Raw genomic sequence first — 21,946 nt, 5'->3', positions numbered from 1 at the left:
TCATGCAAAGCAAAGAAAATCGATCAGCCGCACCTCCCCGCTGGATCCGAAGGCTACTGACCTGGTTTCATCCGGAAAATACCGTGGAGGAAGTCTCAGGAGATCTGGACGAGCTGTATGACCATTGGCACGAAAAGCAGGGAAAAACGGCCGCTGATCTTAAATACGCACTGAATGTGATCTCAGTACTGCCACCGTTTGTGCGCAGGCGGGAACAGACAACACCCTATCTAGCAGAATACCGGACCACACCCAATTTTCAACCAGCCATGATTCGTAACTATTTCAAAATTGCCTGGCGTAACATCGCCCACAACAAGTCATTTTCAAGCATTAACATTCTGGGGCTAGCCCTCGGAATGGCTTGCAGCTTGCTCATTATGCTATGGATTCAGGACGAATTCAGTGTGGATAGCTACCACGCCAACGGTCCGCAACTTTATAATGTCATGGAGCGGCAGTTTTTCGATGGCAAGGTAGAGGCAGGCCCAGGTACCCCTGGTTTACTTGCCGACGAATTGAAAAAAGAGTTTCCTGAAATCGAATACTCTGCCGGACTTTCCTGGGAGGAGGAGCGTACATTCTCTGTTGGAGAAAAATTGAACAAGGAAAAAGGGCGATGGGCAGGTGAGGATTGGTTCAAAATGTACAGCATTCCTTTGCTGACCGGTACTGCCGAGAATGCATTAAGTGGCCCTACAAACATTGCTATCTCTTTAAAACTCGCACAAAATTACTTTGGTGGCGCGCAGGAAGCGATGGGAAAAAGCATTCGGATGGGTAACAAAGACGATTATCAGGTGAGTGCGGTGTTTGAGATACCAGAAAACAGCTCTGTGAAGTATGATTACCTGCTGACGTGGAAGGATTTGCTGTCGCACAATGAATGGCTGAAAGACTGGGGTACCAATGTGCCCGAAACCCGGATTCAGCTGCATACGGACGGTAACGGCGTTTCTGTCGATCCGGGCAAACTGGAAACGAAAATGAAGGCTTTTCTGAAAACCCGCAATCCTGGTATGCAGGCCAAGGGGTTCGACATTCAGCTGTTTTTGCAACCAACACAGGAAGCTTATTTGTATTCCAATTTCAAAAATGGCTTTCAGGACGGTGGTCGCATTGAATATGTCCGGCTGTTCGGCATAGTAGCCGTTTTTATCCTGCTCATCGCCTGTATCAATTTTATGAACCTCGCCACCGCGCGCTCCGTGAAGCGGGCACGGGAGGTGGGTGTGCGTAAGGTAGTAGGGGCAGGGAGGGGCTGGCTCATCGGCCAGTTTGTCGGTGAGGCGCTGGTACTGACCTCATTAGCGCTGATTGTTGCAGTCCTGTTCGTCTGGGCATTGCTGCCAACTTTCAATAGCCTCACTGAAAAACACATTACATTCCAGCTTGCCAATGCATCGTTCTGGCTCACATTACTAGGCATGACGCTGGTCACCGGCCTGATTGCCGGAAGTTATCCCGCATTGTTTCTGTCCTCGCTGAACCCGATTAAAGTATTGAAAGGCTCCATCCGTTTCGGCTCAGGAGCACGGTTTTTCCGGCAGGGATTGGTCGTTTTTCAATTTGCGCTTTCGCTGCTGCTTATTATTGGTACCGTCATTGTGTACAGGCAAATGGATTTTATTCAAACCAAAAATCTGGGCTTCGATCGTCAGGGCATGGTTTACGTTTCTTCCGAGGGTGAGTTGATGGAGAAATACGATACATTCAAGCAAGAATTGCTGGAAATGCCCGGGATAGAGTCGGTAACCAAAATGGAAGGAACGCCTACCAATGGTTTTGGAACAACCGGCAATGTGCAATGGCCGGGCAAAGACCCTACTACCAGCGTTCAGTTCCAGTTTTCACAAGTAGATTATGATTTCACGAAGACATTGAAATTAACGGTTGCCGGGCGCGACTTTTCGAAGGATTTTGGTTCGGATTCTCTCAATTATATCATTAACGAAACGGCCGCTCGCCGCATAGGGTATCAGGATCCTATTGGTAAGCCGCTGACCATGTGGGGCAAAACGGGTACCATCATCGGGGTAGTGTCTGATTATCATCAAAGTTCCATGCACACGGCTATTGAACCATTCATTGCCAAGTTAGGACCGGGGAAAATGATCATTGTCCGCATCAGGCCGGGTCAGACCAAGCAAGCTATGACTAGTATGGAAACCCTGGCCCGGCAGATGAACCCGAAGTTTCCTTTCACGTACAAGTTTGCGGATGAGGCTTTTCAGGCACTATATCGCAGCGAGACGGTGGTGGGAACGCTGGCTAATTACTTTGCATTTCTGGCTATTTTTATCTGTTGTCTGGGATTGTTCGGGCTGGCGGCTTTCACAGCTGAGCAGCGTACCAAGGAAATCGGCGTACGAAAGGTGCTGGGCGCCAGCGTGGCAGGGATCGTTACATTGCTTTCGAAGGACTTTTTGAAATTGGTATTGATCGCCATCGTGATCGCGTCGCCGATTGCGTGGTATGCGATGAACCAGTGGCTCCGCGACTTTGTCTACCGCATTGACATTGAATGGTGGGTGTTTGTGCTGGCCGGTTTGCTGGCTGTGGTGATCGCCTTGCTAACGGTGAGTTTCCAAAGCATTAAGGCTGCGCTGATGGATCCAGTGAAAACATTGCGCAGTGAATAAAAAAAGAAACCCTGACTGATCCGGTTGGCTCAGTCAGGGCTCTTTTGAGTGTGTGGGGGGACTTATAAATTAAATATTAGGTTTGTTACCAGATAATCGTACGTTGTTGTTTCAATCAAAGCCGCGCCGTTCACATTATACCAGTCTCTTTTGGTTACATATCCATCCGGATTGAGCGTGTAAACGTAGTAGTTACCACCTAGTACCGTATTTTCAGTTACAAGTTTCACCAAATGCTTGCTTGATTTGCCAAATACCATCAGGAAAGGATCAGGCAGGTTGGCCGCTTCACAATTGATAGGGGCCAGGTTGGCCAATACAGGATCGCCGGTAGGTTGGTCGTAATAAAGTGTCGATTCCGATTTAAAAGACTCATACGCCTGGCCGTCCCGGAAATTATATCCGGTCAATTTTGTCAGATCACCGTCGGCATTCCAGATAAATACTGTTTTCTCAGTGGCTACTTTTTTGTTGGTACGCGTGTCCAGCTGCCCCTTGGCGTTATAAGTGTAATGAAAATTACTTTCTTTCACCTGAAACGTATTGGGTCCCATTGGAATGTAATCCAGTTGCTTGGAGTCATAGCAGCGACCGGAATTGTCGAGCAGGTAGGTGGTTTCCTGCGCTACTTTATTGTTGTAATAGAATGTGGAGATAATGTAGTTAGCGTTGTATTTATAAGTTGCAAATATGGCCGGTGAACTGCGCGTACTGGGAGCATAGGTTACTTTTTGCAACTTTCCGTCGGGATAGTACGCCAGTTTGACGTTTCCGTATTTGCTCAGTTGATACTTTTTCGGAGCGTCAGGCGATAGGTTTTCACGCATTTTGGCGTTAATAACTTCGTCTTTTTGGGAAGGTTTTACGGCATTGTCCTGTTCGTTGCAGGATGCGATACCCATGGACAGGATGAGGGCGAATTTTAGAATATTTTTCATGGTAACAGATAAGTGATTTGGATAAAATTGTTTGGATTTGTTTTGCCTATCTTTCGAAAGAAGTGTTTCTCAGAAGGCGATGCAAACCTAGGCAGGATAGGAGGGGCCTGCAATTTTACCGGGTATACAAGAGGTTGATCTCTAAAAAATTGGCGTATACAAGAGGTGTATTTAGCAAAAAAGGCCTGCACAAATGATGTACAAGCCCCTTTTTTGAATGTCGATAACCTACTTTGGCGATTGCGCCCCGCTCATCTCGTTACCCGCCCGGAGCATGGCCTGTGCCCAGTAATCGTACAAACTAGTCCATGCTTCCTCGGTTTCAGGGTTCCATAAATCGTCGAGGATGCTTTTTAATGTGCCGATCAGGATCGACCCCACAAGTTGGTAATGTTCAGGGCTCACGCCGTAGTGCATGTGCCGCTGGCCGAGGAGCTCAATCTCGTGCTGGACCTGCTCCATGTTCTGCAAATTGGTCACCATGTAGGTGATCATATCAGTGAACTTGCTTTGCTGTCCTTCTATATCCGATTTGAACATCGGTATCAGGCATGGAGCGGCTTCGAAGAGCTTTTGGTAGAAAAGTACACCCGGATTGTCCGGCTGCGCGATCACCTGGCTCCAAGAATTTTTAATAATGAGCATATTACGAATGTTCATGGCTGTTGTGTTTTTGTGATTGAGGATAAGATTAGTGAAACCTCTGCGAGGCCGATATGGCTTGTTTCCGAAGATGATATAAACTTAGGGTGTCAAAATCGCCGATCCTATTTCTGGTGGTATACAAAAAGTAAACATTCCCTCTTCTGAGCGAAAAAGGAATGTTTAAGTGCTTGAAAAAGCTATTTTTTTCAAACTTCAGACTGTCATAAGGTAATCCGTCAGGTTGCTGTCCTCCGGTAAGTTGAGTTTTTTGCGGAGCCGGTGTCTGGCCGTTTTTACACTATCCGGTGCGATGTTGAGCAATGTCGCTGCTTCTTTCAGGTTAAGGTTCAGCCTGATCAATGCACAAAGACGCAGTTCACCGCTGCTGAGATCGGGGTATTCTTTTTTTAGTTTGGTAAAAAAATCCTTGTGCACGCCTTCGAAATACATTTTGAATTCGTCCCAATCCTTGTCGAGGTTAAAACTGTAATCGATCAGGTTAATGAGCCTGCTGAATAGGGTAGAATGTTCCTCGCCTTGTCTGGTTTTGAGGGCGAGTGAAACAGTTTGCCGGATGTCTTCCAGGATACTGTTTTTCTGGATCAAGTTTAACGTGTGGGTCGTAAGTGCCTTGTTACGGAATTCCAGTTCTGTGGTCAATTGCTGTTCTCTTTCCTGGCGGTTACGAATTTCATTCTCGGCAAGCGCATTTTGCGCGGCATGTATCTCTCTGTCTTTTTGCACTTTCAGGCGCTGGCGGTTAAATGCCAGGCCCAACACGACCAGCCCGCACACAAGCCCCAACGCGAGCATGTTCCGGTGCGCATAACCCAGATCTTTCTCGTTTTGAAGCAGCTTTATCTCGTTTTCTTTCCTTTCAGTCTCATAATGTACCCGCAGGTTCGCGATCTTATTGGTGTTTTCCGCGTTGAAAATGGAATCTTTCAGCGTATTGGAAAGCTGTTGAAAATGATAGGCATTAGGGTAATCCTTCATGTCGCCGTAGACCGTTGCCAATCCCTGGTAAGACATCTGCAATGCAGGCCTGATGCCCGAGCCTTCCGCCAGCGACTGTGCGTGACGGTAATTTTCAATGGCTTTGGTGGTGTTATGTTGTTTGGCATAAACCTGGCCCAACCCGTTATAAGAGGTGATCATCAGTCGCTTGCTCTGAAACTCCTGATTGATCTCCAGAGAGCGTTCATATTTTTGCAGCGCTTGCGGGTAGTCTTCTTTTTGTAAATAAATTTCTCCCAGGTTATTGAGGCAGATGATCTGTCCATTGCTGTCTTTGAAACTTTCAAACAGTTCCAAAGCTTTATTGGCACTGGTGATGGCAGCGTCGTACTTTTTTTGTTTGCTGTAAATGCTGGCAATGTTGATGTAAGAACCCGCGGTGGATTTTTTATCCCCGGCCTTGACCCAAATATCCATGGCCTGATTATAGGAAATCAGCGCCTCTTCGAGATTTTTCTGGTTCTTATGCACATTCCCAATGCTGTTGATGGTCGACGCCATTCTTTTTTGATCATTCAACTCCTGAAAAATCAACAATGACTGTTGGTAGTTGTCCAGCGCCATGTCGTAGTTGCCCTGCTCGCCATATATCATCCCGATATTCGTCAGTGTCCTGCCGTAGCCGAGATGATCTTCGAGCTCCTTATATATTTTTTTGCTTATTTCGTAATGGGCCAATGACTTGGCGTAATCATTTTTTTGCCAATAGTATATGCCAATTCCCTGATTACTTTTCGCTTCTCCACGATAGTATTTTATTTTTTTTGCCAGCATCAGCGCTTTTTCCGAATACTGTCTGGTTTTCTCGGGATCGGAACCCCAGTACTCCACGCCAATATCCGTCAGCAGGTTCACTTTTGTGGTATCGACGGTAGTGTTGGCGAGCACACTTTCGAGACTGTCGATTTTGGAAGATTGGGCAAAAAGAGATGTTGTAAAAAGAGAGAGCAATAAGACACTACTGATTTTCATAGATGCGGTTGAGTCGAGGAGTTATAATGCCCTCAAAATTATGAGAATTAAACAGGTATTTACGTACCGTTAACTTAGAAAACAACAAAATCGAATTAGACTCATGCAGCCGTATATTGGAATTGATGTTTATATTTGTTCCAAAATAGTTACATATACTCAACGTTATTACTTGTGAAGAAATCGAATGTTTTTGCCTTCATTGAACTGTCTAAACTGGTCGAGACTCTGAAAAATGATTCGCGTCACCCTAATCTTAAGGAAAAATTAAAGTCCCAATCTTCGTATTTCAATATTATTGACGCCAAGTATTTCTCTGACGGATTAACGGACGAATGGATTGACTTGCAAAAAACGGCCACCCGGATGGGCATCATGAGGGACGAGGCGGGGTTTGTGGTTATGAATGCAGTGCGCCATACGATTGAAAACATGACCGAAGAAGAGTGCGCGACACTGGTGAACAGGATTTATTCAATCGCCGATAAAGTAAAAAAAGAGTTCGAGTAAAAATCAGCAATGCATGTCTTCACAAAAATAACGTGAGATTATTTTTTGTAAATAAGTGATGATTTTGTAGTATTACTTTTATGTTGATCGCACCGACCACATGAATATATATAACCTCCATATCTATTTAAATGAAGACCTTGTTGCCCTTTTTGAGCCTGATTGTGTTCATATCCTTTTCCGGACTGGCTCAAAAGCCCGAACTTTCTTATAATAAATTTACAGGCGAAGTTACGCAGACCAGAGTTGTGGACATGGGAAAGGACCAGTTGGTCGTTTTCAGGAACGTTAGGACCTGGCTTACCCAAAAGTATTCCAATTATTGGGAGATCATTAAAGTGTCAGATGCTGACCGGGGAAGGATCGTTTATCAAGGCTCAGAATCTGTATATACGCCGGGATATGACGCTTTCTCGTACCGAGTGACCGTCGATATCAAGGATAATCAATATAGCTGCACCATTGATCAGGTAAAAACCAAACAGTCGGGAGTTAAGGCTTTTGAGTCGTCAGACACGGATTTTTCGACGATACATACTTATAGAAGACGGATCGCGGACATAGACGTCGCAAAAATGTTGAGAAAAGGTAAAGCTGAACAATCGCGCCTGAACCGGGAACGATGGTCGAAAACAACATACCTCGAAAACCTGGCCAAAATGCACGATATCATGGCATACCAGTTCGACAGGATCCAGATCGAATTGAGGAATGCGGCATTGAAAAGCGACCCAATGGTCAGGAGATAACATTCACAATTGGATGGGTAGAGCGGAAGCTTATTTTTGGAGATGCTAACCCGGCAGGCGAATGGTACAGGCTTTTTGCAGGCATTGCAAATGCGGTCAACAGTCCGCCGCAGGCAGTTGCGGTGTTTCGAAGGAAATTTCTCCGGTTAAACATATCTTTTTCTTTCATTTTGAACTGTCGCTGTCCGATTTTTATCACAAGGGGGCAGGTATCCGGATCCGTGTAGCAGGGGATCTGACGAAAGGTGCCAAAGAGTTGACGTCCCTGCACGGATCACCTCAATACAGGATTTAATGACGCTGTTTCTTGGCTAAGATAGTAGCGAACGTTAGTGGTTGGCTTTTGACATATATTTGAATGACCAATAGCCTATAGTAATGATACCTAACAAAACATTTTCAGCCGAAAGAGCTGGAAAGCATTCCCTACACCTCGTCGCGATCATGGCGGCGGTACTTATTTCCCTATCCGTTCTAACCCGAGTAGCTCTGCTGTTCAAATCAGCGGCTGGTGTGGATTTTACATTCCTTAACCTGTTGGGAATCTTCGCGATCGGGGTTTTTTATGATGTGATCAATGCCGCTTATTTTACGTTGCCGCTGGCTTTATACATCTGGATTACACCCCGGAAATGGTGGCGGAAGCGCTGGCACCGCTTCGTACTTTACGGTATTTTCGCGTTTTTCGTCTTTGGACTGCTTTTCAATGCTGTCTCGGAATGGGTCTTTTGGGACGAGTTCAGTTCGCGTTTCAATTTTATAGCCGTCGATTACCTGGTTTACACGAATGAAGTAATTGGCAACATCAGGCAGTCGTACCCGGTCGGGATCATTGTAGCGGGGCTGCTGCTGACGACTGCGGCACTGGTCTTTTTTCTGAAACCAGCGCTGAAAAGAGCCGCTTATCAGCGTTATTCTTTCAAGCAGAGATCATTACGTATGTTGGCCTACGTCACGTTCCTGGTGCTGTGCTTTTATCTGGTCAATAACAAATTCAGGCAGTTCAGTGATAACACTTATGTAAACGAGCTGGCAGGAAACGGGTTATACGAGCTATTTGCCGCATACCGGAACAATGAGCTGGACTATGCCCAGTTTTATCAGAAGATACCTGACCAGGATGCATTTAAGAAGATCCGTGAGATGATCAAGACTCCTGAAAGCAGTTTTGTAGACAATAACCCATTCAGTATCGAAAGAAAGATCGTGAATCCGGGTTCGGAGAAGAGGATGAATGTAGTACTGATCAGCGTCGAAAGTCTCAGCGCCGACTTTCTCGGTACTTTTGGAAATACACAGCACATTACGCCAAATCTGGATTCTCTTGCCAGCCACAGCCTTCTTTTTACAAATCTGTACGCGACGGGAACGCGTACCGTCAGGGGATTAGAGGCTTTGTCAATATGTACACCTCCGACGCCGGGGCAATCCATTGTTCGACGGCCCAAAAATGAGGGACTATTCTCCCTGGGTCGTGTTTTTAATCAAAAAGGATATGAAAGCAAGTTCATTTACGGCGGCTACGGGTACTTTGACAATATGGGTTACTTTTTTGCAAACAATGGCTATAAGGTAGTAGACCGGACGGAGATCAAGAAAAAAGAGATTGACTATGAAAATATCTGGGGTGTTGCCGATGAAAACCTTTTTACGCTGGCGACACGTGAAATTGAAAAAACAATACAATCAGGGAAGCCCGTTTTTGCGCACATTATGACGACGTCCAATCACCGGCCATTTACCTATCCGGACGGCCGCATTGACATTCCTTCTCATACCAGCCGCGAGGGGGCGGTGAAGTACACCGATTATGCGATCGGCCGGTTTGTCCGTGAGGCCAGGAGCAAACCCTGGTTCAAAAATACATTGTTTGTCATCGTGGCCGACCATTGTGCTTCCAGTGCAGGTAAGGCCGATCTGCCGGTGAACAAATACAGGATACCGCTTATGATTTTTTCACCAAATACCATCAAACCAGCTAAAATGGAACGGTTGATGAGCCAGATTGATCTCGGGCCGACGATTCTGGGACTGCTTAATTTTTCCTATCAGAGTAAATTCTTTGGTTATGACATTTTTAAACTGGAACCCGGGCGCGAACGCGCATTTATAAGCACTTACCAAAGTTTGGGATACATTAGAAAAGATTCGCTGATCATTTTGAGGCCTCAGCGAATCAGCGATTCATTTGTACCCAATTTTACAGACGGATCAGCAAAGCTTGTACAATCCAACAAAAAGCTCACAGAAGAAGGCATCACCTGGTACCAGACGGCGAGCTATCAATTTAAAAACAAACTGATGAAGTGATCATTCTCAATCCTACCTTATACAAATGACGGGTAAGCGACAGCAATGTCAGGCACGAAGGCCTGCCATTGCCGGGACCTTGCGAAAGTTGCTTTCGCCCGGGCAACGATCACCACTGCCGAATGCATTCAGGCGGTGATGTGAATTTGCCGGCCAGCTTTAAAGCAATGGTATACCCTGAACGTAAGGTTTTACAGCCAGCGGAAAGGTATCTTAAATGAATGTAGTAGTCAATGTTAATTAGTTTGGTTATATAATAGATTATAACTTCGTAAGTTCTGGAAATATTCCTTGTTTTAATTGATAAAGTGACTACTTTAAGCGGAATTATGAAGATCGAATCCGAGTCCCCCTCCACTGATCAACTGCACAAAGCGCTTTTCTTTGAAATATCACAGGATGTTCTTTGCATTGCAGGATATGACGGATATTTTCGGATGGTTAACCCTGCTTTTACCAAACTCATGGGGTATTCTAGCGAGGAGTTGCTTTCCAGGCCTATTGACACATTCATTTATATTGATGATAGGGAATTAACTTCCAAGCATCGTGAGGAATTGAAAAAGAGCATTCCGCTTTTAAACTATGAAAACAGGTATGTAACAAAGGCCGGAGAAATCGTGTGGCTCTCCTGGACATCCATACCCAGCGATGAGGAGCAGCTTGTTTATGCCATCGCTAAAAATATTACGCATAAAAAAACGCTCGAAAAAGACCGCAATGCCCTTTTGGCTAATCTCACCCGCATTAACCAGGATCTGAAACAACTCACCTACACTACCTCGCATGACCTTCGGTCGCCGGTCAATAATTTGCTTTCCGTTTTTGGGCTTCTGGATACTTCTAAAATTGAGGATGCAGAGACATTGCAATTCATTGACATTTTGAAATCGGCCACGGAAAGCTTGAAAGATTCGCTGAATCAGTATGTTGATATTCTCGTACAAAAGGACCTTCTGACCGTCAAAAAAGAGGAAATTAGTTTGAGCGCATCGCTCAATGTGGTGATGCATTCCTTGAAAACACTCATTGAAAATTCACGAACCACTATCCACGTCGATTTTTCGGATTTTGATGACATCAGGTTTAACGCGACCTATATGGATAGTATTTTTCTGAACCTGATCACCAATTCGATTAAGTACGTCATACCGCACCAAACGCCGGTGATTTCTATTTCAACGCAAAGATCAGGGAATATGAAGCAGCTGATTTTTACAGATCAGGGAGCCGGTTTCGATATGGATTTGGTGAAAGACAGGATTTTCGGACTCAACCAGACATTTCACAATCACAGTGACGCCAAGGGGATCGGATTGTATCTTGTACATAGTCATTTGAAGAGCCTGGGGGGCGACATTACCATCGAAAGTAAGCCTAATGAGGGCGCGAAATTTATATTGTCCTTCAAAAACTGACATGGCGTCACCCGCAGTGAAAATCCCTATATCAACTTATTCCCACCATTTTTCTCAGGAAATCCGCCGTTTATGAACCGGGAGGATCAGGTGTTGCTATTTGAATCAATTTTGGTTCAGAAATCAAAATCAAGCCTAACCGTTATGCACCAGGAAGAAAAAGTTACTGCATTGTTAATTTGGATGTTTTTAAAGAACGGCGTACGCCAGTCCGTCGCAAAAAAGTTTGATGTGCACGCCTTCCTGGTGATCGCGCTCATCGCTATGTCGGTCAAAGTGATCTTCCATTATTAAGTAACAGCAAAATATACGATTCAGCGTCATGGAGAAATTTTTATCATTATTTGACATTATGGAGGTCTTTGCTACGGTCAGTATGAGCATGCTGGGCGGTTTGGTAGCTTACGGATTATGGATTTGTTTCACGATCGACAGCCACACCCAAAAGAATTAAATCAAACACGCAATCAAATGGCCATTCGGAGTTTAGTCATCGCCCTTTTAGTTACCGGTGTTTTAGGTTATTCATTCACATTCGGTCTGACCGATCCCAATTCATTTTTGAAAAAAATACCGGATTGGTTGTCGGTCCCGATGCTGTTGGCAGGAGGATTTCTTTACTTATTGGCTGCGTGGTGGGCATTGAAAGGCTTTCATGAACACAAAATCGCCGCACTCACCTCTCTTGCATTTTGCATATTCGGACTAGCGGTTTATGCAACGGTTTTTTCAATGGAATTCGGGCGGGGCAAAGCTTCTCCCGGGCAGTATGAGTACGATTTCACGAGATTGGACTCCACCGAAAAGGTGCTGGTTGCGAAAATTGCGCTAGATGCAGGTTTTGATGTGAAAAACGTGGAGTTTACAGAGCACTGGCACGTTGCCGATTCCAGTAGCAATTTCAAGGTCTGTGTGCAGAAAGGCCACGTCACTGCTTTGAACGTCTCAAACTATACAATAAAGAGTTTGGCATTATTCAATCAGTTTCCAAATCTGGGCGATTTGTACCTGCGAAACTGCGGTTTGACCGATGTAAGCGACCTGCAAACCAAAAAGCTTGATCGTCTGGATCTGTCCAACAATCAAATGACAGATCTGAAAACACTGAGCGGCTGTCCTAATGTGAAGTGGCTCTTCGTCGCCGGGAACCCGTTGAAATCAACGGAAGGTATTGAAAATTTCAGGAACCTTGTAAGTGTGGATATTCCTGTGGATCAAAAGTATTAATAAAAACAGCTTACTTACGAACAGGCCGAGGATACATCTTCATCGTTTCGGACATCTGGATGGTCTTCTTAATAATATTATTGCCGGACATTTCGGTCTGCTTCGTAACCTTATCCTGCTTAGCTAAGCCAGAGTCGGTATTTGTTACAATTGTAGCGGACATGTTTCTGTGTAGTTGAAATGAAATTAACTAATAATTTCGAAATGTGCCATTTTTACCAAAACTAAAAAATTTACAAGAATCAAGAATTTCAACAGAATCTTGCAAATAGATGTAATCGTTGATATCTACCTGACAAGTTGAATAGTGTGTTATTTTCATTGAAATGACAAAAAATCATATTGCACAAAGAATGGAAATATCAACATTCGTTCCTAAAAAATGCAATAAAAAATATTGCTGTAACAACATAAAACGCGCTCAGGTCGCCTGAGCGCGTTTTTGTCATCAACGCATTTCCCTAAACCAAATTAATCTCAACTCCAATATTCCCACGAGTAGCTTTGGAATAAGGACATGTTTCGTGTGCGGCGTTTACGAGAGCCTGCGCGGTTTCGGTGTCAATACCCGGCAAACTTACATTCAGACGTGCTTGCAGAAAGTAGCCGCCTTTGGTCGTTCCCAGATCAACTTCTGCATCAACCGCGGTTTCAGCGGGCAGTGTAACCCTCAATTTAGCAGCTGCGATCCCTATTGCGCCGAGGAAACAAGCCGACCAGCCAGCAGCGAAAAGCTGCTCAGGATTGGTACCGCCGCCAGCTGAACCGGGAGAAGTGAGTTTAATGTCCAGCAACCCATCGTTGCTTTGTGATACGCCGTCGCGGCCTCCTGTGGTGTGCGTCCTGCCCGTATAAAGCACTTTTTCAATTTGAGTAGTACCGTTTTCAGTAATGACTGAGCTTGCAATTGTGTTCGTTTCCATTGTCTTGTTTTTTTTATTTGTTTGAATTGTAGGTCAAAATTATACCAGGGCGGGCCGGTGGACCATCGTCAAAAAAGGGAAGTGGACGAATTGGTGGCTGAACTGGACATCTGTAAATCCGAAGACGGCAATGTGCTTTTTTGGGTTGTACGGGCATTTTTGTTCGGTATATACCTTCCAGCCTGGGTCGTTCCAATTCAGGTTTTAACCTGTCCGGTTCAGCTGTGATTTGGCCTAACTGAGCCGTATTCTGATGTGTATTAATTCTTGCGGAATATACTTTTGAGGAAAAAATAGCAGATATGATTTTCTCAAAACAAAGACGTTACAGAAAAGCCACAGTCCTCATTGCCTGTGTTTTGTTTGCCGGGTTTATCGGCATCCAGGCTACCAGTCCTGAAATTTCCAATCCAGCAGTCACTGGTAAATTCCAGGGGCCGAAGGAGGTGACAAAGATTTTTGAGCGCGCATGCTACGATTGCCATTCCAATGAAACCAACCTGACATGGTATGATAAGGTCGCACCATTTTCCTATGTAGTAGCTGCCGATGTGATTGAAGCCAGAAAGCGTTTCAATTTTTCGGAATGGGACAGTATACCCAAAGCGGATCAGGAAGCGAAGCTGTGGTATATGGTCAATATGATCAGCGCAGGGAAAATGCCCCTGCCGAATTACACCAAGCTCCACCCCGGTGCAACGGTTTCGAAAAATGATTTGGCTATTTTAAAGAAATATGTGTCCCAACTTTCGGACCGAAACCATAGTACCGGAGATACGTCAAAAATCAACCGACCCGCGCATACGCGTAAGTTTCCTACGTCGGCCAATGGTATCACCTATTTTGATGACTATAAGAAATGGAAGGTGATCAGTTCAACCAACCGGTTTGACAACGGTACAACGCGCCTGATCTATGGAAACGACATTACGGTAAAAGCCATCAGGGAAAATAAAATCAATCCCTGGCCCAATGGTGCCATTATTGTGAAGGTGGTATGGAACAGTCAGCATGAAGACGAGAGCGGGAATGTAAGCGCGGGAAATTTCAACAATGTGCAAATTATGATCCGTGACGATCAGAAATTCAGCGATACCGAGGGCTGGGGCTTTGCGCGGTTTGGTGGCCTGGATTTGGTACCTTATGGAAAGACACTCTCATTTGCTACGTCCTGCATCAACTGCCACCGCCTGGTGCCTGAAAATGGGTTTGTATTTGATATTCCAACCAAAAAACAAGATTTAAACTAATAAACTTAAAAAATATGAAAGCTGTAATAACCACTTTTTTTGCCGCCAGTCTATGCATTGCAGCGACGGTACTGACCTCATTTGTTCAACCCAATGATGAATCGACAATGAAAAATACTAACACGGATGATGTTAATAGCCAGGGATTTGCGGTCGTTGAGCTCTTCACGTCGGAAGGATGTTCGAGCTGCCCACCGGCTGATAAGTTAATCGCCAAAGTTCAGGAAGAAAATGCCGGGAAACCTGTTTACATATTGGCTTTTCATGTCGACTATTGGGACCACCAGGGTTGGAAGGATGTGTTCGGCAACCGCGATTTTACCAAAAGACAGTACCAATATGCAAGCTGGCTTAAACTGGAAACGGTGTACACGCCACAGGCAGTAGTAAATGGCAAACAGGAGTTTGTGGGATCGCAGGAGCCAACGCTACGCAACGCTATCGCATCCGGACTGCGCACATCGTCACAGGCCAGCCTGACCATGGAGGCAAAGCGGGACCAAAATAAAATTACATTGAATTACCAAACGAAAGGCACAGGAAACAGCGCGCTGTTGCAACTCGCACTAGTTCAGAAAGTAGCGCAGACAGTGGTGAAACGCGGTGAAAATGCGGGACGTTTACTTCCACATGTTCAGATCGTTCGCCAGATCCAAACCCAGCAGCTCGGTACCAACGGCGCTGGCGATGCGGAGATCATGCTACCGGGCAACTTTGATCCGAAAGGCTGGGAGGTGATCGGGTTTCTTCAAAATAAAAGTAATGGCGAGATCCTGGCGGCGACAAAGCCTGAATTAAAGGAAAATGTTTAGTCAAAAAGTAATCACAATTTCGATGAAAACCAGAATCCTTTCCCTGTTTGCGATGGTACTGCTGTTGTCCGCCTGCGACAACACTCCCGCGCCCACGCTCGCACCTGAGACGATTTTTGATAGCCCGGATATGCAGGCGATCACCTCGGTTTTTAACCGGAAACTGGGCACGACTTCCACCCTTTACGGAAACAACGCAGCGCGAATTGCTGCCAGCGCGGCAGATAGTGGGCATTTGCCCGGAGAAATATTTACATTAGTGACCTGGGAACTTGTCCCGAACCCATACTGGTTTGGCGGAAATATCAACGGCGAGCGGCAAGTGATCGAAACTGTGAAGGTGCTACCGGCAGCGAATGACGGCATCCGCATTGACTACGAAATTGAAAATACCGAAGGGAAGATTTTGACAAGAAGCAACGATGATCAAGAGCAACGGATAAATTTTATCTTTGGCCAAAAGGCGTCCGTTTTTCCGTAAACAAAACCGGTTCATGATTAAAAAGACTTTTAAGGTTTCGGCGGGGATTATTTGGCTCAGCTCCATTTTTCTTGGGGTACTGACTACGGTACCTAAAATAGCCGAAAAGTATTTTAGTGTCTTCGAAGCGATTACCGACGCATTGATCACATCGCTTTTCACGCTGTTTGTGTGGTATTTCAACATTTACTCGCTGCCCAAATTTTCGAGACATACTACCGAAACCGGATTTTCGCCGCCGTTGCTGATCCGTAGCATTGGAGTAGGGGTTTTGGTGATGTTCCTGATGGTAGGCGCGCAAAAACTAATGATGCCCTCCCGGGAGTTCGGGCCGTTTATGCTGATGTTCGAAGTACGGGGGATACTGATCAATCTGGTGTTTTATATGTTGTTGCATTTGCTTTATCAAGCCCATCAGAATCAGCAAGTGATGGTGGAACTGGAGCGCACGAAGGCGGATAATATGGGGGCACAGTATGAGCTGCTGAAACAGCAGGTAAACCCTCATTTTTTGTTCAATAGTCTCAATACATTGAAATCAATGGTGGAACTGGAAGACAAAAACAGCGTGGATTTTATTTTAAAACTGTCTGATTTTTATCGGTTTACGCTGGAAAACAGGAAGCTGGACCTCATTCAGTTGTCGGAAGAAATAGAAATACTGGATGCCTATATGTTCTTGCTGAAAGCACGGTTTGAAGAGGGGATCAGTCTGGAATATAGGATTGAGGATGAGCATTATCACACCTGGGTTCCGCCGTTTACATTGCAGCTGCTGGTCGAGAATTGTATCAAGCACAATGTTGTTTCGCTGGACTATCCCCTGCATATTGTTTTGTATTCGGAGGGAGATCATTTGATCGTAGAAAATAAGTTACAGCTGAAAAACAACCCGGGCCGCTCTACTGGAATGGGGCTTGACAATATTAACAGGAGGTACCTGCACCTTTTGGACAAAAAAATTGAAATAGAAACTAATCAGGACTCATTCAGGGTCAAACTTCCGATCATTCATGAACGTACTAATCATTGAGGATGAGATCAAAACGGCCAAATCGCTGGCTCAGATCATTACTTCGATCCGCCCGGATGCAAAAATAGTGGCGACGATACAGAGCGTCGAAAGGGCAGTCTCCTTCCTGACGGATGGCCCGCAGCCCGACCTGATCTTTATGGACATTCAGCTTTCCGATGGGCTGTGCTTTCAGATTTTCGAGCTTGTAAAAGTGCTTCCGCCGGTTGTTTTTTGTACTGCCTACGACAATTACGCGATTGACGCGTTCAAAGCCAATGGCATTGATTATTTGCTCAAACCATTCAAAAAGGAACATATTGAATCAGCATTGGAAAAGCTGAGCAATCTGAAAACGTATTTTTCGAGCGAAAAGCAGCTGGTACCTGATCTGGAAATGTTACTGAGGAAACTCGGTGAGCCCGACGGCAAGAAAAGCTTCCTGGTTTTCAGGCAAAATAAGTACGTGACGGTGAAAACAGAGCATGTTGCCTTTTTCTATATTCATCATGAAACCACTTCCATCATGACGTTTGATCAGCAGCAGTACGCGATCGCGCAGCCGCTGGAAGAAGTGCAGGGAGTTGTACCGTCGTCTCAGTTTTACAGGCTGAACAGGCAATATCTGGTCAACTTCGACGCCATTAAGGAAGTGGAACATTATTTCTCCCGCAAGCTGTTTGTTAAATTATCCATTCCTACCCCAGAGAAACTATTGATCGGAAAAGAGAAAGTGAGCAGCTTTCTGATGTGGCTGGAAAACAGGTAGGTGACGCTTAATTGTTGAAAAGCACTAACTTCCGGTCCCTGTTTCCGGCTTGTCTGTGCATCAGTAACTTTCCATTCTTTGATCTTTTCAAAAGACTGGACATGTTACCTTCAAACCTTCCTCCCTCGGTTGAATCACCCCAGCCGCCTCTATATTGACCAGCTACAAAAACATAATCCCCAAGACCATAAATCCTGTTGTAATAATGCTTTACAATAAAGGACGTGTTTGATGTATAGGTTTTGAGCATTTTCGGCCTGATACTCTCCATTCCGACATGAATTGAATCAAAACTTGACAGAAGGATTGCGTCCTTTGTAAATCCATCGGCTCTCGCCATTGCGTCACCATTTGCTACGGCTTTTAAAACGACTGCATCAAATTCTTCAATTTCAGCAATCAATTTCTTACTTACATGATCTATTGCTGTGAAGTTAGTTTCTTCCACCCGGACATCTGCATAAGGAACCACTTCAGGCTCAATATATGTATCAGCTCCAAATGTCTCGGATATAATACTCAATTTTCCACCTTTTTCGCTTTTCCATAGGATCATATAATTTCCTTTGTATTCACCTTGTGGATTTTTAATGGATGAGTAATGGAAAGTAAAAGTGCCTAATTCGAGTAAAAGATCTGAGTATATCTCCACTGCGGCTATTTTTTTCTTGTATGTCCTAACGTCTCCTGCCGTAAACCAGTCCTTAAAAAATTTGTTTAACGCCTTAATTTCAAAAATGGCAGGTTTATACTCAGGGAAAAAAGTGAACTGACTGGCGTATAAGCTGGTCAAAGCATTCACATCTTCCGTTAAATATAACTGCTCTATTCTGTTGTTTATCGCTTCCAGTTTTATTCGGGAGTCATTTAAATTGGTAGTGATACTTTGGCTTTTTAAGTCAATATTTAAAGCACCTGTTAACGCGATAATTAATATTACTCTGATCATTTTCATATTTCTTAATTAGATATCTGTTTCCAAGATTCAATTTCTTGTGCGCAGTAAAGTTGAGTCGAGTGCTTGCACTTACTCAAAAGTACCAACCCCTTAATAAGGAAGAAATTAGATTGACTAACGGAGGTCATGGGTGTATCAAATACCCGTTTTTATTGACGAAAAGAATGTGTCTCCCAGTGCTGCCGGCTATGGCAACTGCGATTACATCAGCGCTGACTTCAGACGCAGTAAATTCAAATTAACGATTACATCATTTTCCGGAAGCATTGGGGCAACATGAAGTGGGTAGTTTTGGCAAACATATCCAAGAAGAAAGCGCATGTCCAAATTCTACGCTTCTCCAATAACCGCCTTGTTATTAATCTTATTGCCTTTTATGGTTAGCCAGGCCCCAATACATGATTACGCTGCCAAAAAGCATCTACCTAAATTAAGTGTTTCGGATTCAGGCAGCTTTTCAGCGATCACATACAACATCGCGGGGCTGCCCGAATTTATTTCAAGCGCGGTGACCAAACGCGCCGTCAGTATTGCCGACATTGGCGGGAGGCTCAATTCTTACGACATTGCGCACGTTCAGGAGGATTTCAATTATCACAAAAGCCTGTACCAAGGTCACAATCAGCATTCTTATCGAACCGAAACCAAGGGTGTGGTACCATTTGGGGACGGCCTGAATACATTGTCCAAATACCCGATTCACCGCCTAAGCCGCATCCGCTGGAACGACTGTACGGGTGCCGACTGCCTGACACCGAAGGGATTTAGCTACACTCAGATACAAGTCGCGCTGGGTGTTTTCATTGATTTTTACAATGTGCATGCCAATGCATATAACCATCCGGCTGCGGCCAGAGCGCGGTGCAACAATGTATTGCAGCTCAGTAAATACATTGCCAGTCACTCAAAAGGCAACGCGGTCATCGTCATGGGCGATCTGAATGGTCATTACAGTTTTTCGAAAGATAATATTCATACATTGCTCAAAAACAATGGTTTATCCGATGCTTGGGTTTTGTTACAGAACCAAAACGAAATGCCGGGGCACGGAGAAATGTTACCCGCCAGCAATATTCTCGATCTCCCACCGAGTAGTGAAACCATTGATAAAATACTTTACCGAAGTTCCTCAGAACTTGTTCTCGCACCTGAGAACTACAAACTGGAAAGCGAAGGCTTCCGCAACCAAAAAGGTATTTCGTTATCCGATCATCACCCGGTGAGTGTCTCGTTTCAATGGAAAAAGCGCCAGGGTAGCATTGCGAGGATGTAATACTGGTTTTCAAATAAAATAGCCGACATTAGCCGGCTATTTATTGGGAAACCATTAAGCCAACGCGATCAGTCCGAGTTGTTGTAAAGCAGTTACACCATCGTCCAGCCCGATCTCTTCGACGATCTTGCCGTTTTCTAATTTGAGGACGGTTGTACCCGTGAAATGCATTTTTTTGCCGGTTGCAGCTGGCAATGATCCGGCAAGAAAATCGCTGAATGCAGGACCAGTATGCGTGCCGCCTCCTTCCCAAGTATCGCTTTCATTATTTTTTATTATAAAAGAACTTCCTGAAAAGAAATAGTATTAGTGATATATAAAATGTGAAATTTAGCAAAGCAGAAGTAAGTAGTATAAATCTACTTACAGTCAAGTTTACGTTGTTCATAAACATATATAAACCAAGAAGGAAAACGATATTAGCAATAATAAATAACGTTAACAGGTTTTTGGAATTATTAAGTAGTTTCATACTAGATTAATGAGTTTAATAAATACCACATACTTATTTTATTATGGATTATAATCAAAGGCCATACAATAATCAAGTGCTTGTAAAGCCATACCCGCAGCACAGACAGGTCCTGAGGCTGTACAAGCAATATCACATACTGCATCATTGGTGCAACTGCTTTTAATACTTTGATAATAAAAGTTAAACTCATTGTATGTGCAAGTCGGTTGCAGTGCTACCCTTGCATTTTTTGTTGATTCATCAACCTCATGTGTCAATAGCTTAACGAATTTATTATTTTCGACAAACTCCTCAGAAACAACTTGTTCATCCATAGTTTTTAGTCTGGTAACCCCAGAGAACGTTCCTTCACTATTAAAATTTCCTTCTCTTTCTGTCAAAAGAAAACGATACGAACTAAAATTATTTTTGAAGTATACTATCAAATTTTTACTCAGCTTATTTCCTACGTTATCGGTATTTATAGGAATCATAATCGCTCTTAAGTTACTATTGTTTTCATTATCGAATTTAATTAAAACCATATTGTTAAAATCTAATGAAAAAGACTTCTCATACTCTTGAAATTCTGTAATCTTACAAATTCCTACAAAATCTTTAAATTTAGCATCAATTAACAAAGTACTTGTACCTCTTAGAACTAAAGATCCCGCTGGTGCCACGTCATTTTGTTTAGACTCAAAACAAGAATACAAAAATGAGGACATTAAAAACATGCAAAAAATAGCTTTTTTCATAAGATAATAAATTAGGTTGAAAGGTGAACTAAAGAACGCCCTGTTGACCACAAGTCACAAGCGGGTTTCTTATGAAAAAGACCTTTGTGTTCGAAATACTCGGAGGGAGGCTAGGTAGTTATTAGTAGGTAGGGTAGAGTTACCAATCGGTAAAAATGATCGTTGAGATAACGACTGACAACTTGTAGTGCCAGCTATCAAATAAATAGCCGACATCAGCCGGCTATTTATTTGAAAAGATTAGACTAACGCGATCAGTCCGAGTTGTTGTAAAGCAGTTACACCATCGTCCAGCCCGATCTCTTCGACGATCTTGCCGTTTTCTAATTTGAGGACGGTTGTACCCGTGAAATGCATTTTTTTGCCTGTTGCTGCTGGCAATGATCCGGCAAGAAAATCGCTGAATGCAGGACCAGTATGCGTGCCGCCTCCTTCCCAGCGACCTACTACATAATCGCCCTCCGCAATAAGATCGGCGGCACCCCAGAAGTTAAGGTCAGGGAATGCGCTGCGAAAATCCGTCATAAACGCTTTGATATCCTCCCGTCCATGACGAGGTTCATGAAGCGAATAGCGAAGGAGCATGTCGGGAGCGGCTAATTCGTCCACAATGTTGAGATCACAGGTTTCGCCCCAGAAATTTGTAAACCACCGGCCTACGATCGCTTTGTTTTGTTCTTCTTTTGACATGGTTTCTTTTTGTTGTGCATTCATGATTGTTAATTTTTATTCAAAACTACCTGTCGCATACAGCCCCTGAAACCCGATTCTTGCTGAGATAAATTAGCACGGGTAATATTTCACCGTTAGCGACCTTTTACGATGATA

At 44.2% G+C, this 21,946-nt stretch carries 23 protein-coding genes; 14 read left to right on the top strand and 9 right to left on the bottom strand.

Features of this window, described 5'->3' with window-relative positions; genetic code table 11:
• The first annotated feature begins 2 nt into the window (after positions 1 to 2).
• Positions 3 to 2,642 (top strand): ABC transporter permease, encoded by a 2,640-nt coding sequence (locus tag ABIO93_RS24065; protein ID WP_348072461.1) that lies wholly within the window; start codon positions 3 to 5, stop codon positions 2,640 to 2,642.
• 62 nt (positions 2,643 to 2,704) lie between these two features.
• Here the strand turns inward: ABIO93_RS24065 and ABIO93_RS24060 are convergent, their stop codons facing one another.
• From ABIO93_RS24060 to ABIO93_RS24050, 3 genes are all read right to left on the bottom strand, one after another.
• The gene (locus tag ABIO93_RS24060) at positions 2,705 to 3,580 is read right to left on the bottom strand and encodes a hypothetical protein (RefSeq protein ID WP_348072459.1); all 876 of its coding nucleotides are present in this window, start codon (positions 3,578 to 3,580) and stop codon (positions 2,705 to 2,707) included.
• 228 nt (positions 3,581 to 3,808) lie between these two features.
• Positions 3,809 to 4,240, bottom strand: a complete 432-nt coding sequence (locus ABIO93_RS24055; RefSeq protein WP_348072457.1) for a globin domain-containing protein — start codon at positions 4,238 to 4,240, stop codon at positions 3,809 to 3,811.
• A gap of 198 nt (positions 4,241 to 4,438) precedes the next feature.
• Entirely contained in the window at positions 4,439 to 6,214 is a 1,776-nt protein-coding gene (locus ABIO93_RS24050) for a tetratricopeptide repeat protein (protein WP_348072455.1), read from the bottom strand.
• A gap of 174 nt (positions 6,215 to 6,388) precedes the next feature.
• Here ABIO93_RS24050 and ABIO93_RS24045 point away from each other — a divergent pair, with 174 nt between their 5' ends.
• Both ABIO93_RS24045 and ABIO93_RS24040 read left to right on the top strand, forming a co-directional pair.
• A complete protein-coding gene (locus ABIO93_RS24045; protein WP_348072453.1) occupies positions 6,389 to 6,724 on the top strand; it encodes a hypothetical protein in 336 nt (111 codons plus the stop codon).
• A 131-nt stretch (positions 6,725 to 6,855) separates the two neighbouring features.
• Positions 6,856 to 7,473: a DUF4468 domain-containing protein gene (locus ABIO93_RS24040; protein ID WP_348072451.1), complete on the top strand. Its 618-nt coding sequence runs from the start codon at positions 6,856 to 6,858 to the stop codon at positions 7,471 to 7,473.
• Here the strand turns inward: ABIO93_RS24040 and ABIO93_RS24035 are convergent.
• Positions 7,463 to 7,642 (bottom strand): twin-arginine translocation signal domain-containing protein, encoded by a 180-nt coding sequence (locus ABIO93_RS24035; RefSeq protein ID WP_348072449.1) that lies wholly within the window; start codon positions 7,640 to 7,642, stop codon positions 7,463 to 7,465. The genes ABIO93_RS24040 and ABIO93_RS24035 overlap by 11 nt on opposite strands.
• 209 nt (positions 7,643 to 7,851) lie before the next feature.
• Between ABIO93_RS24035 and ABIO93_RS24030 the strand changes: the two genes are divergently transcribed.
• From ABIO93_RS24030 to ABIO93_RS24010, 5 genes are all read left to right on the top strand, one after another.
• Positions 7,852 to 9,783, top strand: a complete 1,932-nt coding sequence (locus ABIO93_RS24030; protein ID WP_348072447.1) for a sulfatase-like hydrolase/transferase — start codon at positions 7,852 to 7,854, stop codon at positions 9,781 to 9,783.
• 329 nt (positions 9,784 to 10,112) lie between these two features.
• A complete protein-coding gene (locus tag ABIO93_RS24025; protein WP_348072445.1) occupies positions 10,113 to 11,201 on the top strand; it encodes a PAS domain-containing sensor histidine kinase in 1,089 nt (362 codons plus the stop codon).
• A 144-nt stretch (positions 11,202 to 11,345) separates the two neighbouring features.
• Positions 11,346 to 11,495 (top strand): hypothetical protein, encoded by a 150-nt coding sequence (locus tag ABIO93_RS24020; RefSeq protein ID WP_348072443.1) that lies wholly within the window; start codon positions 11,346 to 11,348, stop codon positions 11,493 to 11,495.
• Positions 11,496 to 11,523: 28 nt separating this feature from the next.
• A complete protein-coding gene (locus tag ABIO93_RS24015) occupies positions 11,524 to 11,655 on the top strand; it encodes a hypothetical protein (RefSeq protein WP_348072441.1) in 132 nt (43 codons plus the stop codon).
• Positions 11,656 to 11,672: 17 nt separating this feature from the next.
• A complete protein-coding gene (locus ABIO93_RS24010) occupies positions 11,673 to 12,428 on the top strand; it encodes a hypothetical protein (RefSeq protein WP_348072439.1) in 756 nt (251 codons plus the stop codon).
• Positions 12,429 to 12,889: 461 nt separating this feature from the next.
• On the opposite strand, the gene ABIO93_RS24005 is transcribed toward ABIO93_RS24010, so the two are convergent.
• Positions 12,890 to 13,351 (bottom strand): organic hydroperoxide resistance protein, encoded by a 462-nt coding sequence (locus tag ABIO93_RS24005; protein WP_348072437.1) that lies wholly within the window; start codon positions 13,349 to 13,351, stop codon positions 12,890 to 12,892.
• Between the two features lie 302 nt (positions 13,352 to 13,653).
• Here ABIO93_RS24005 and ABIO93_RS24000 point away from each other — a divergent pair, with 302 nt between their 5' ends.
• Genes ABIO93_RS24000 through ABIO93_RS23980 form a run of 5 tightly spaced genes read left to right on the top strand, consistent with a single transcriptional unit; the run spans position 13,654 to position 17,675 of the window.
• Positions 13,654 to 14,601, top strand: coding sequence for a heme-binding domain-containing protein (locus ABIO93_RS24000; protein ID WP_348072435.1), 948 nt, complete (start codon positions 13,654 to 13,656; stop codon positions 14,599 to 14,601).
• A gap of 14 nt (positions 14,602 to 14,615) precedes the next feature.
• A complete protein-coding gene (locus ABIO93_RS23995; protein ID WP_348072433.1) occupies positions 14,616 to 15,413 on the top strand; it encodes a DUF1223 domain-containing protein in 798 nt (265 codons plus the stop codon).
• Positions 15,414 to 15,435: 22 nt separating this feature from the next.
• Positions 15,436 to 15,894 (top strand): hypothetical protein, encoded by a 459-nt coding sequence (locus ABIO93_RS23990; protein WP_348072431.1) that lies wholly within the window; start codon positions 15,436 to 15,438, stop codon positions 15,892 to 15,894.
• Between the two features lie 13 nt (positions 15,895 to 15,907).
• Entirely contained in the window at positions 15,908 to 16,927 is a 1,020-nt protein-coding gene (locus ABIO93_RS23985; protein ID WP_348072429.1) for a histidine kinase, read from the top strand.
• Positions 16,908 to 17,675, top strand: coding sequence for a LytTR family DNA-binding domain-containing protein (locus ABIO93_RS23980; RefSeq protein ID WP_348072427.1), 768 nt, complete (start codon positions 16,908 to 16,910; stop codon positions 17,673 to 17,675). Before ABIO93_RS23985 ends, ABIO93_RS23980 begins: the two co-directional genes overlap by 20 nt.
• A 7-nt stretch (positions 17,676 to 17,682) precedes the next feature.
• Here the strand turns inward: ABIO93_RS23980 and ABIO93_RS23975 are convergent, their stop codons facing one another.
• On the bottom strand, positions 17,683 to 18,624 hold the full coding sequence (locus ABIO93_RS23975; RefSeq protein ID WP_348072425.1) for a hypothetical protein: 942 nt from the start codon (positions 18,622 to 18,624) through the stop codon (positions 17,683 to 17,685).
• 328 nt (positions 18,625 to 18,952) lie between these two features.
• Here ABIO93_RS23975 and ABIO93_RS23970 point away from each other — a divergent pair, with 328 nt between their 5' ends.
• On the top strand, positions 18,953 to 19,906 hold the full coding sequence (locus ABIO93_RS23970; RefSeq protein WP_348072423.1) for an endonuclease: 954 nt from the start codon (positions 18,953 to 18,955) through the stop codon (positions 19,904 to 19,906).
• Positions 19,907 to 19,960: 54 nt separating this feature from the next.
• On the opposite strand, the gene ABIO93_RS23965 is transcribed toward ABIO93_RS23970, so the two are convergent.
• From ABIO93_RS23965 to ABIO93_RS23955, 3 genes are all read right to left on the bottom strand, one after another.
• Positions 19,961 to 20,182: an ester cyclase gene (locus ABIO93_RS23965; RefSeq protein WP_348072558.1), complete on the bottom strand. Its 222-nt coding sequence runs from the start codon at positions 20,180 to 20,182 to the stop codon at positions 19,961 to 19,963.
• A 237-nt stretch (positions 20,183 to 20,419) separates the two neighbouring features.
• Positions 20,420 to 21,118 carry a hypothetical protein gene (locus ABIO93_RS23960; protein WP_348072421.1) on the bottom strand — a complete coding sequence of 233 codons (699 nt, stop codon included), beginning with the start codon at positions 21,116 to 21,118 and terminating at the stop codon, positions 20,420 to 20,422.
• Positions 21,119 to 21,358: 240 nt separating this feature from the next.
• A complete protein-coding gene (locus ABIO93_RS23955; protein ID WP_348072419.1) occupies positions 21,359 to 21,832 on the bottom strand; it encodes an ester cyclase in 474 nt (157 codons plus the stop codon).
• Between the last annotated feature and the right edge of the window lie 114 nt (positions 21,833 to 21,946).

The organism is Dyadobacter sp. (assembly GCF_039919315.1).
Taxonomy (GTDB): domain Bacteria; phylum Bacteroidota; class Bacteroidia; order Cytophagales; family Spirosomataceae; genus Dyadobacter.
This window is presented reverse-complemented; position numbering and strand designations above follow the sequence as displayed.

Bases quoted from the DNA above. Each gene is read 5' to 3' on its own strand.
- ABIO93_RS24030 (WP_348072447.1), top strand. From the start codon at position 7,852: ATGATACCTAACAAAACATTTTCAGCCGAAAGAGCTGGAAAGCATTCC.
- ABIO93_RS24050 (WP_348072455.1), bottom strand. From the start codon at position 6,214: ATGAAAATCAGTAGTGTCTTATTGCTCTCTCTTTTTACAACATCTCTT.
- ABIO93_RS23980 (WP_348072427.1), top strand. From the start codon at position 16,908: ATGAACGTACTAATCATTGAGGATGAGATCAAAACGGCCAAATCGCTG.
- ABIO93_RS24015 (WP_348072441.1), top strand. From the start codon at position 11,524: ATGGAGAAATTTTTATCATTATTTGACATTATGGAGGTCTTTGCTACG.
- ABIO93_RS23995 (WP_348072433.1), top strand. From the start codon at position 14,616: ATGAAAGCTGTAATAACCACTTTTTTTGCCGCCAGTCTATGCATTGCA.
- ABIO93_RS24000 (WP_348072435.1), top strand. From the start codon at position 13,654: ATGATTTTCTCAAAACAAAGACGTTACAGAAAAGCCACAGTCCTCATT.
- ABIO93_RS23975 (WP_348072425.1), bottom strand. From the start codon at position 18,624: ATGATCAGAGTAATATTAATTATCGCGTTAACAGGTGCTTTAAATATT.
- ABIO93_RS24010 (WP_348072439.1), top strand. From the start codon at position 11,673: ATGGCCATTCGGAGTTTAGTCATCGCCCTTTTAGTTACCGGTGTTTTA.
- ABIO93_RS23985 (WP_348072429.1), top strand. From the start codon at position 15,908: ATGATTAAAAAGACTTTTAAGGTTTCGGCGGGGATTATTTGGCTCAGC.
- ABIO93_RS23970 (WP_348072423.1), top strand. From the start codon at position 18,953: ATGTCCAAATTCTACGCTTCTCCAATAACCGCCTTGTTATTAATCTTA.
- ABIO93_RS23955 (WP_348072419.1), bottom strand. From the start codon at position 21,832: ATGAATGCACAACAAAAAGAAACCATGTCAAAAGAAGAACAAAACAAA.
- ABIO93_RS24040 (WP_348072451.1), top strand. From the start codon at position 6,856: ATGAAGACCTTGTTGCCCTTTTTGAGCCTGATTGTGTTCATATCCTTT.
- ABIO93_RS24055 (WP_348072457.1), bottom strand. From the start codon at position 4,240: ATGAACATTCGTAATATGCTCATTATTAAAAATTCTTGGAGCCAGGTG.
- ABIO93_RS24025 (WP_348072445.1), top strand. From the start codon at position 10,113: ATGAAGATCGAATCCGAGTCCCCCTCCACTGATCAACTGCACAAAGCG.
- ABIO93_RS24060 (WP_348072459.1), bottom strand. From the start codon at position 3,580: ATGAAAAATATTCTAAAATTCGCCCTCATCCTGTCCATGGGTATCGCA.
- ABIO93_RS24035 (WP_348072449.1), bottom strand. From the start codon at position 7,642: ATGAAAGAAAAAGATATGTTTAACCGGAGAAATTTCCTTCGAAACACC.
- ABIO93_RS23960 (WP_348072421.1), bottom strand. From the start codon at position 21,118: ATGAAAAAAGCTATTTTTTGCATGTTTTTAATGTCCTCATTTTTGTAT.
- ABIO93_RS24020 (WP_348072443.1), top strand. From the start codon at position 11,346: ATGCACCAGGAAGAAAAAGTTACTGCATTGTTAATTTGGATGTTTTTA.
- ABIO93_RS24065 (WP_348072461.1), top strand. From the start codon at position 3: ATGCAAAGCAAAGAAAATCGATCAGCCGCACCTCCCCGCTGGATCCGA.
- ABIO93_RS24005 (WP_348072437.1), bottom strand. From the start codon at position 13,351: ATGGAAACGAACACAATTGCAAGCTCAGTCATTACTGAAAACGGTACT.
- ABIO93_RS23990 (WP_348072431.1), top strand. From the start codon at position 15,436: ATGAAAACCAGAATCCTTTCCCTGTTTGCGATGGTACTGCTGTTGTCC.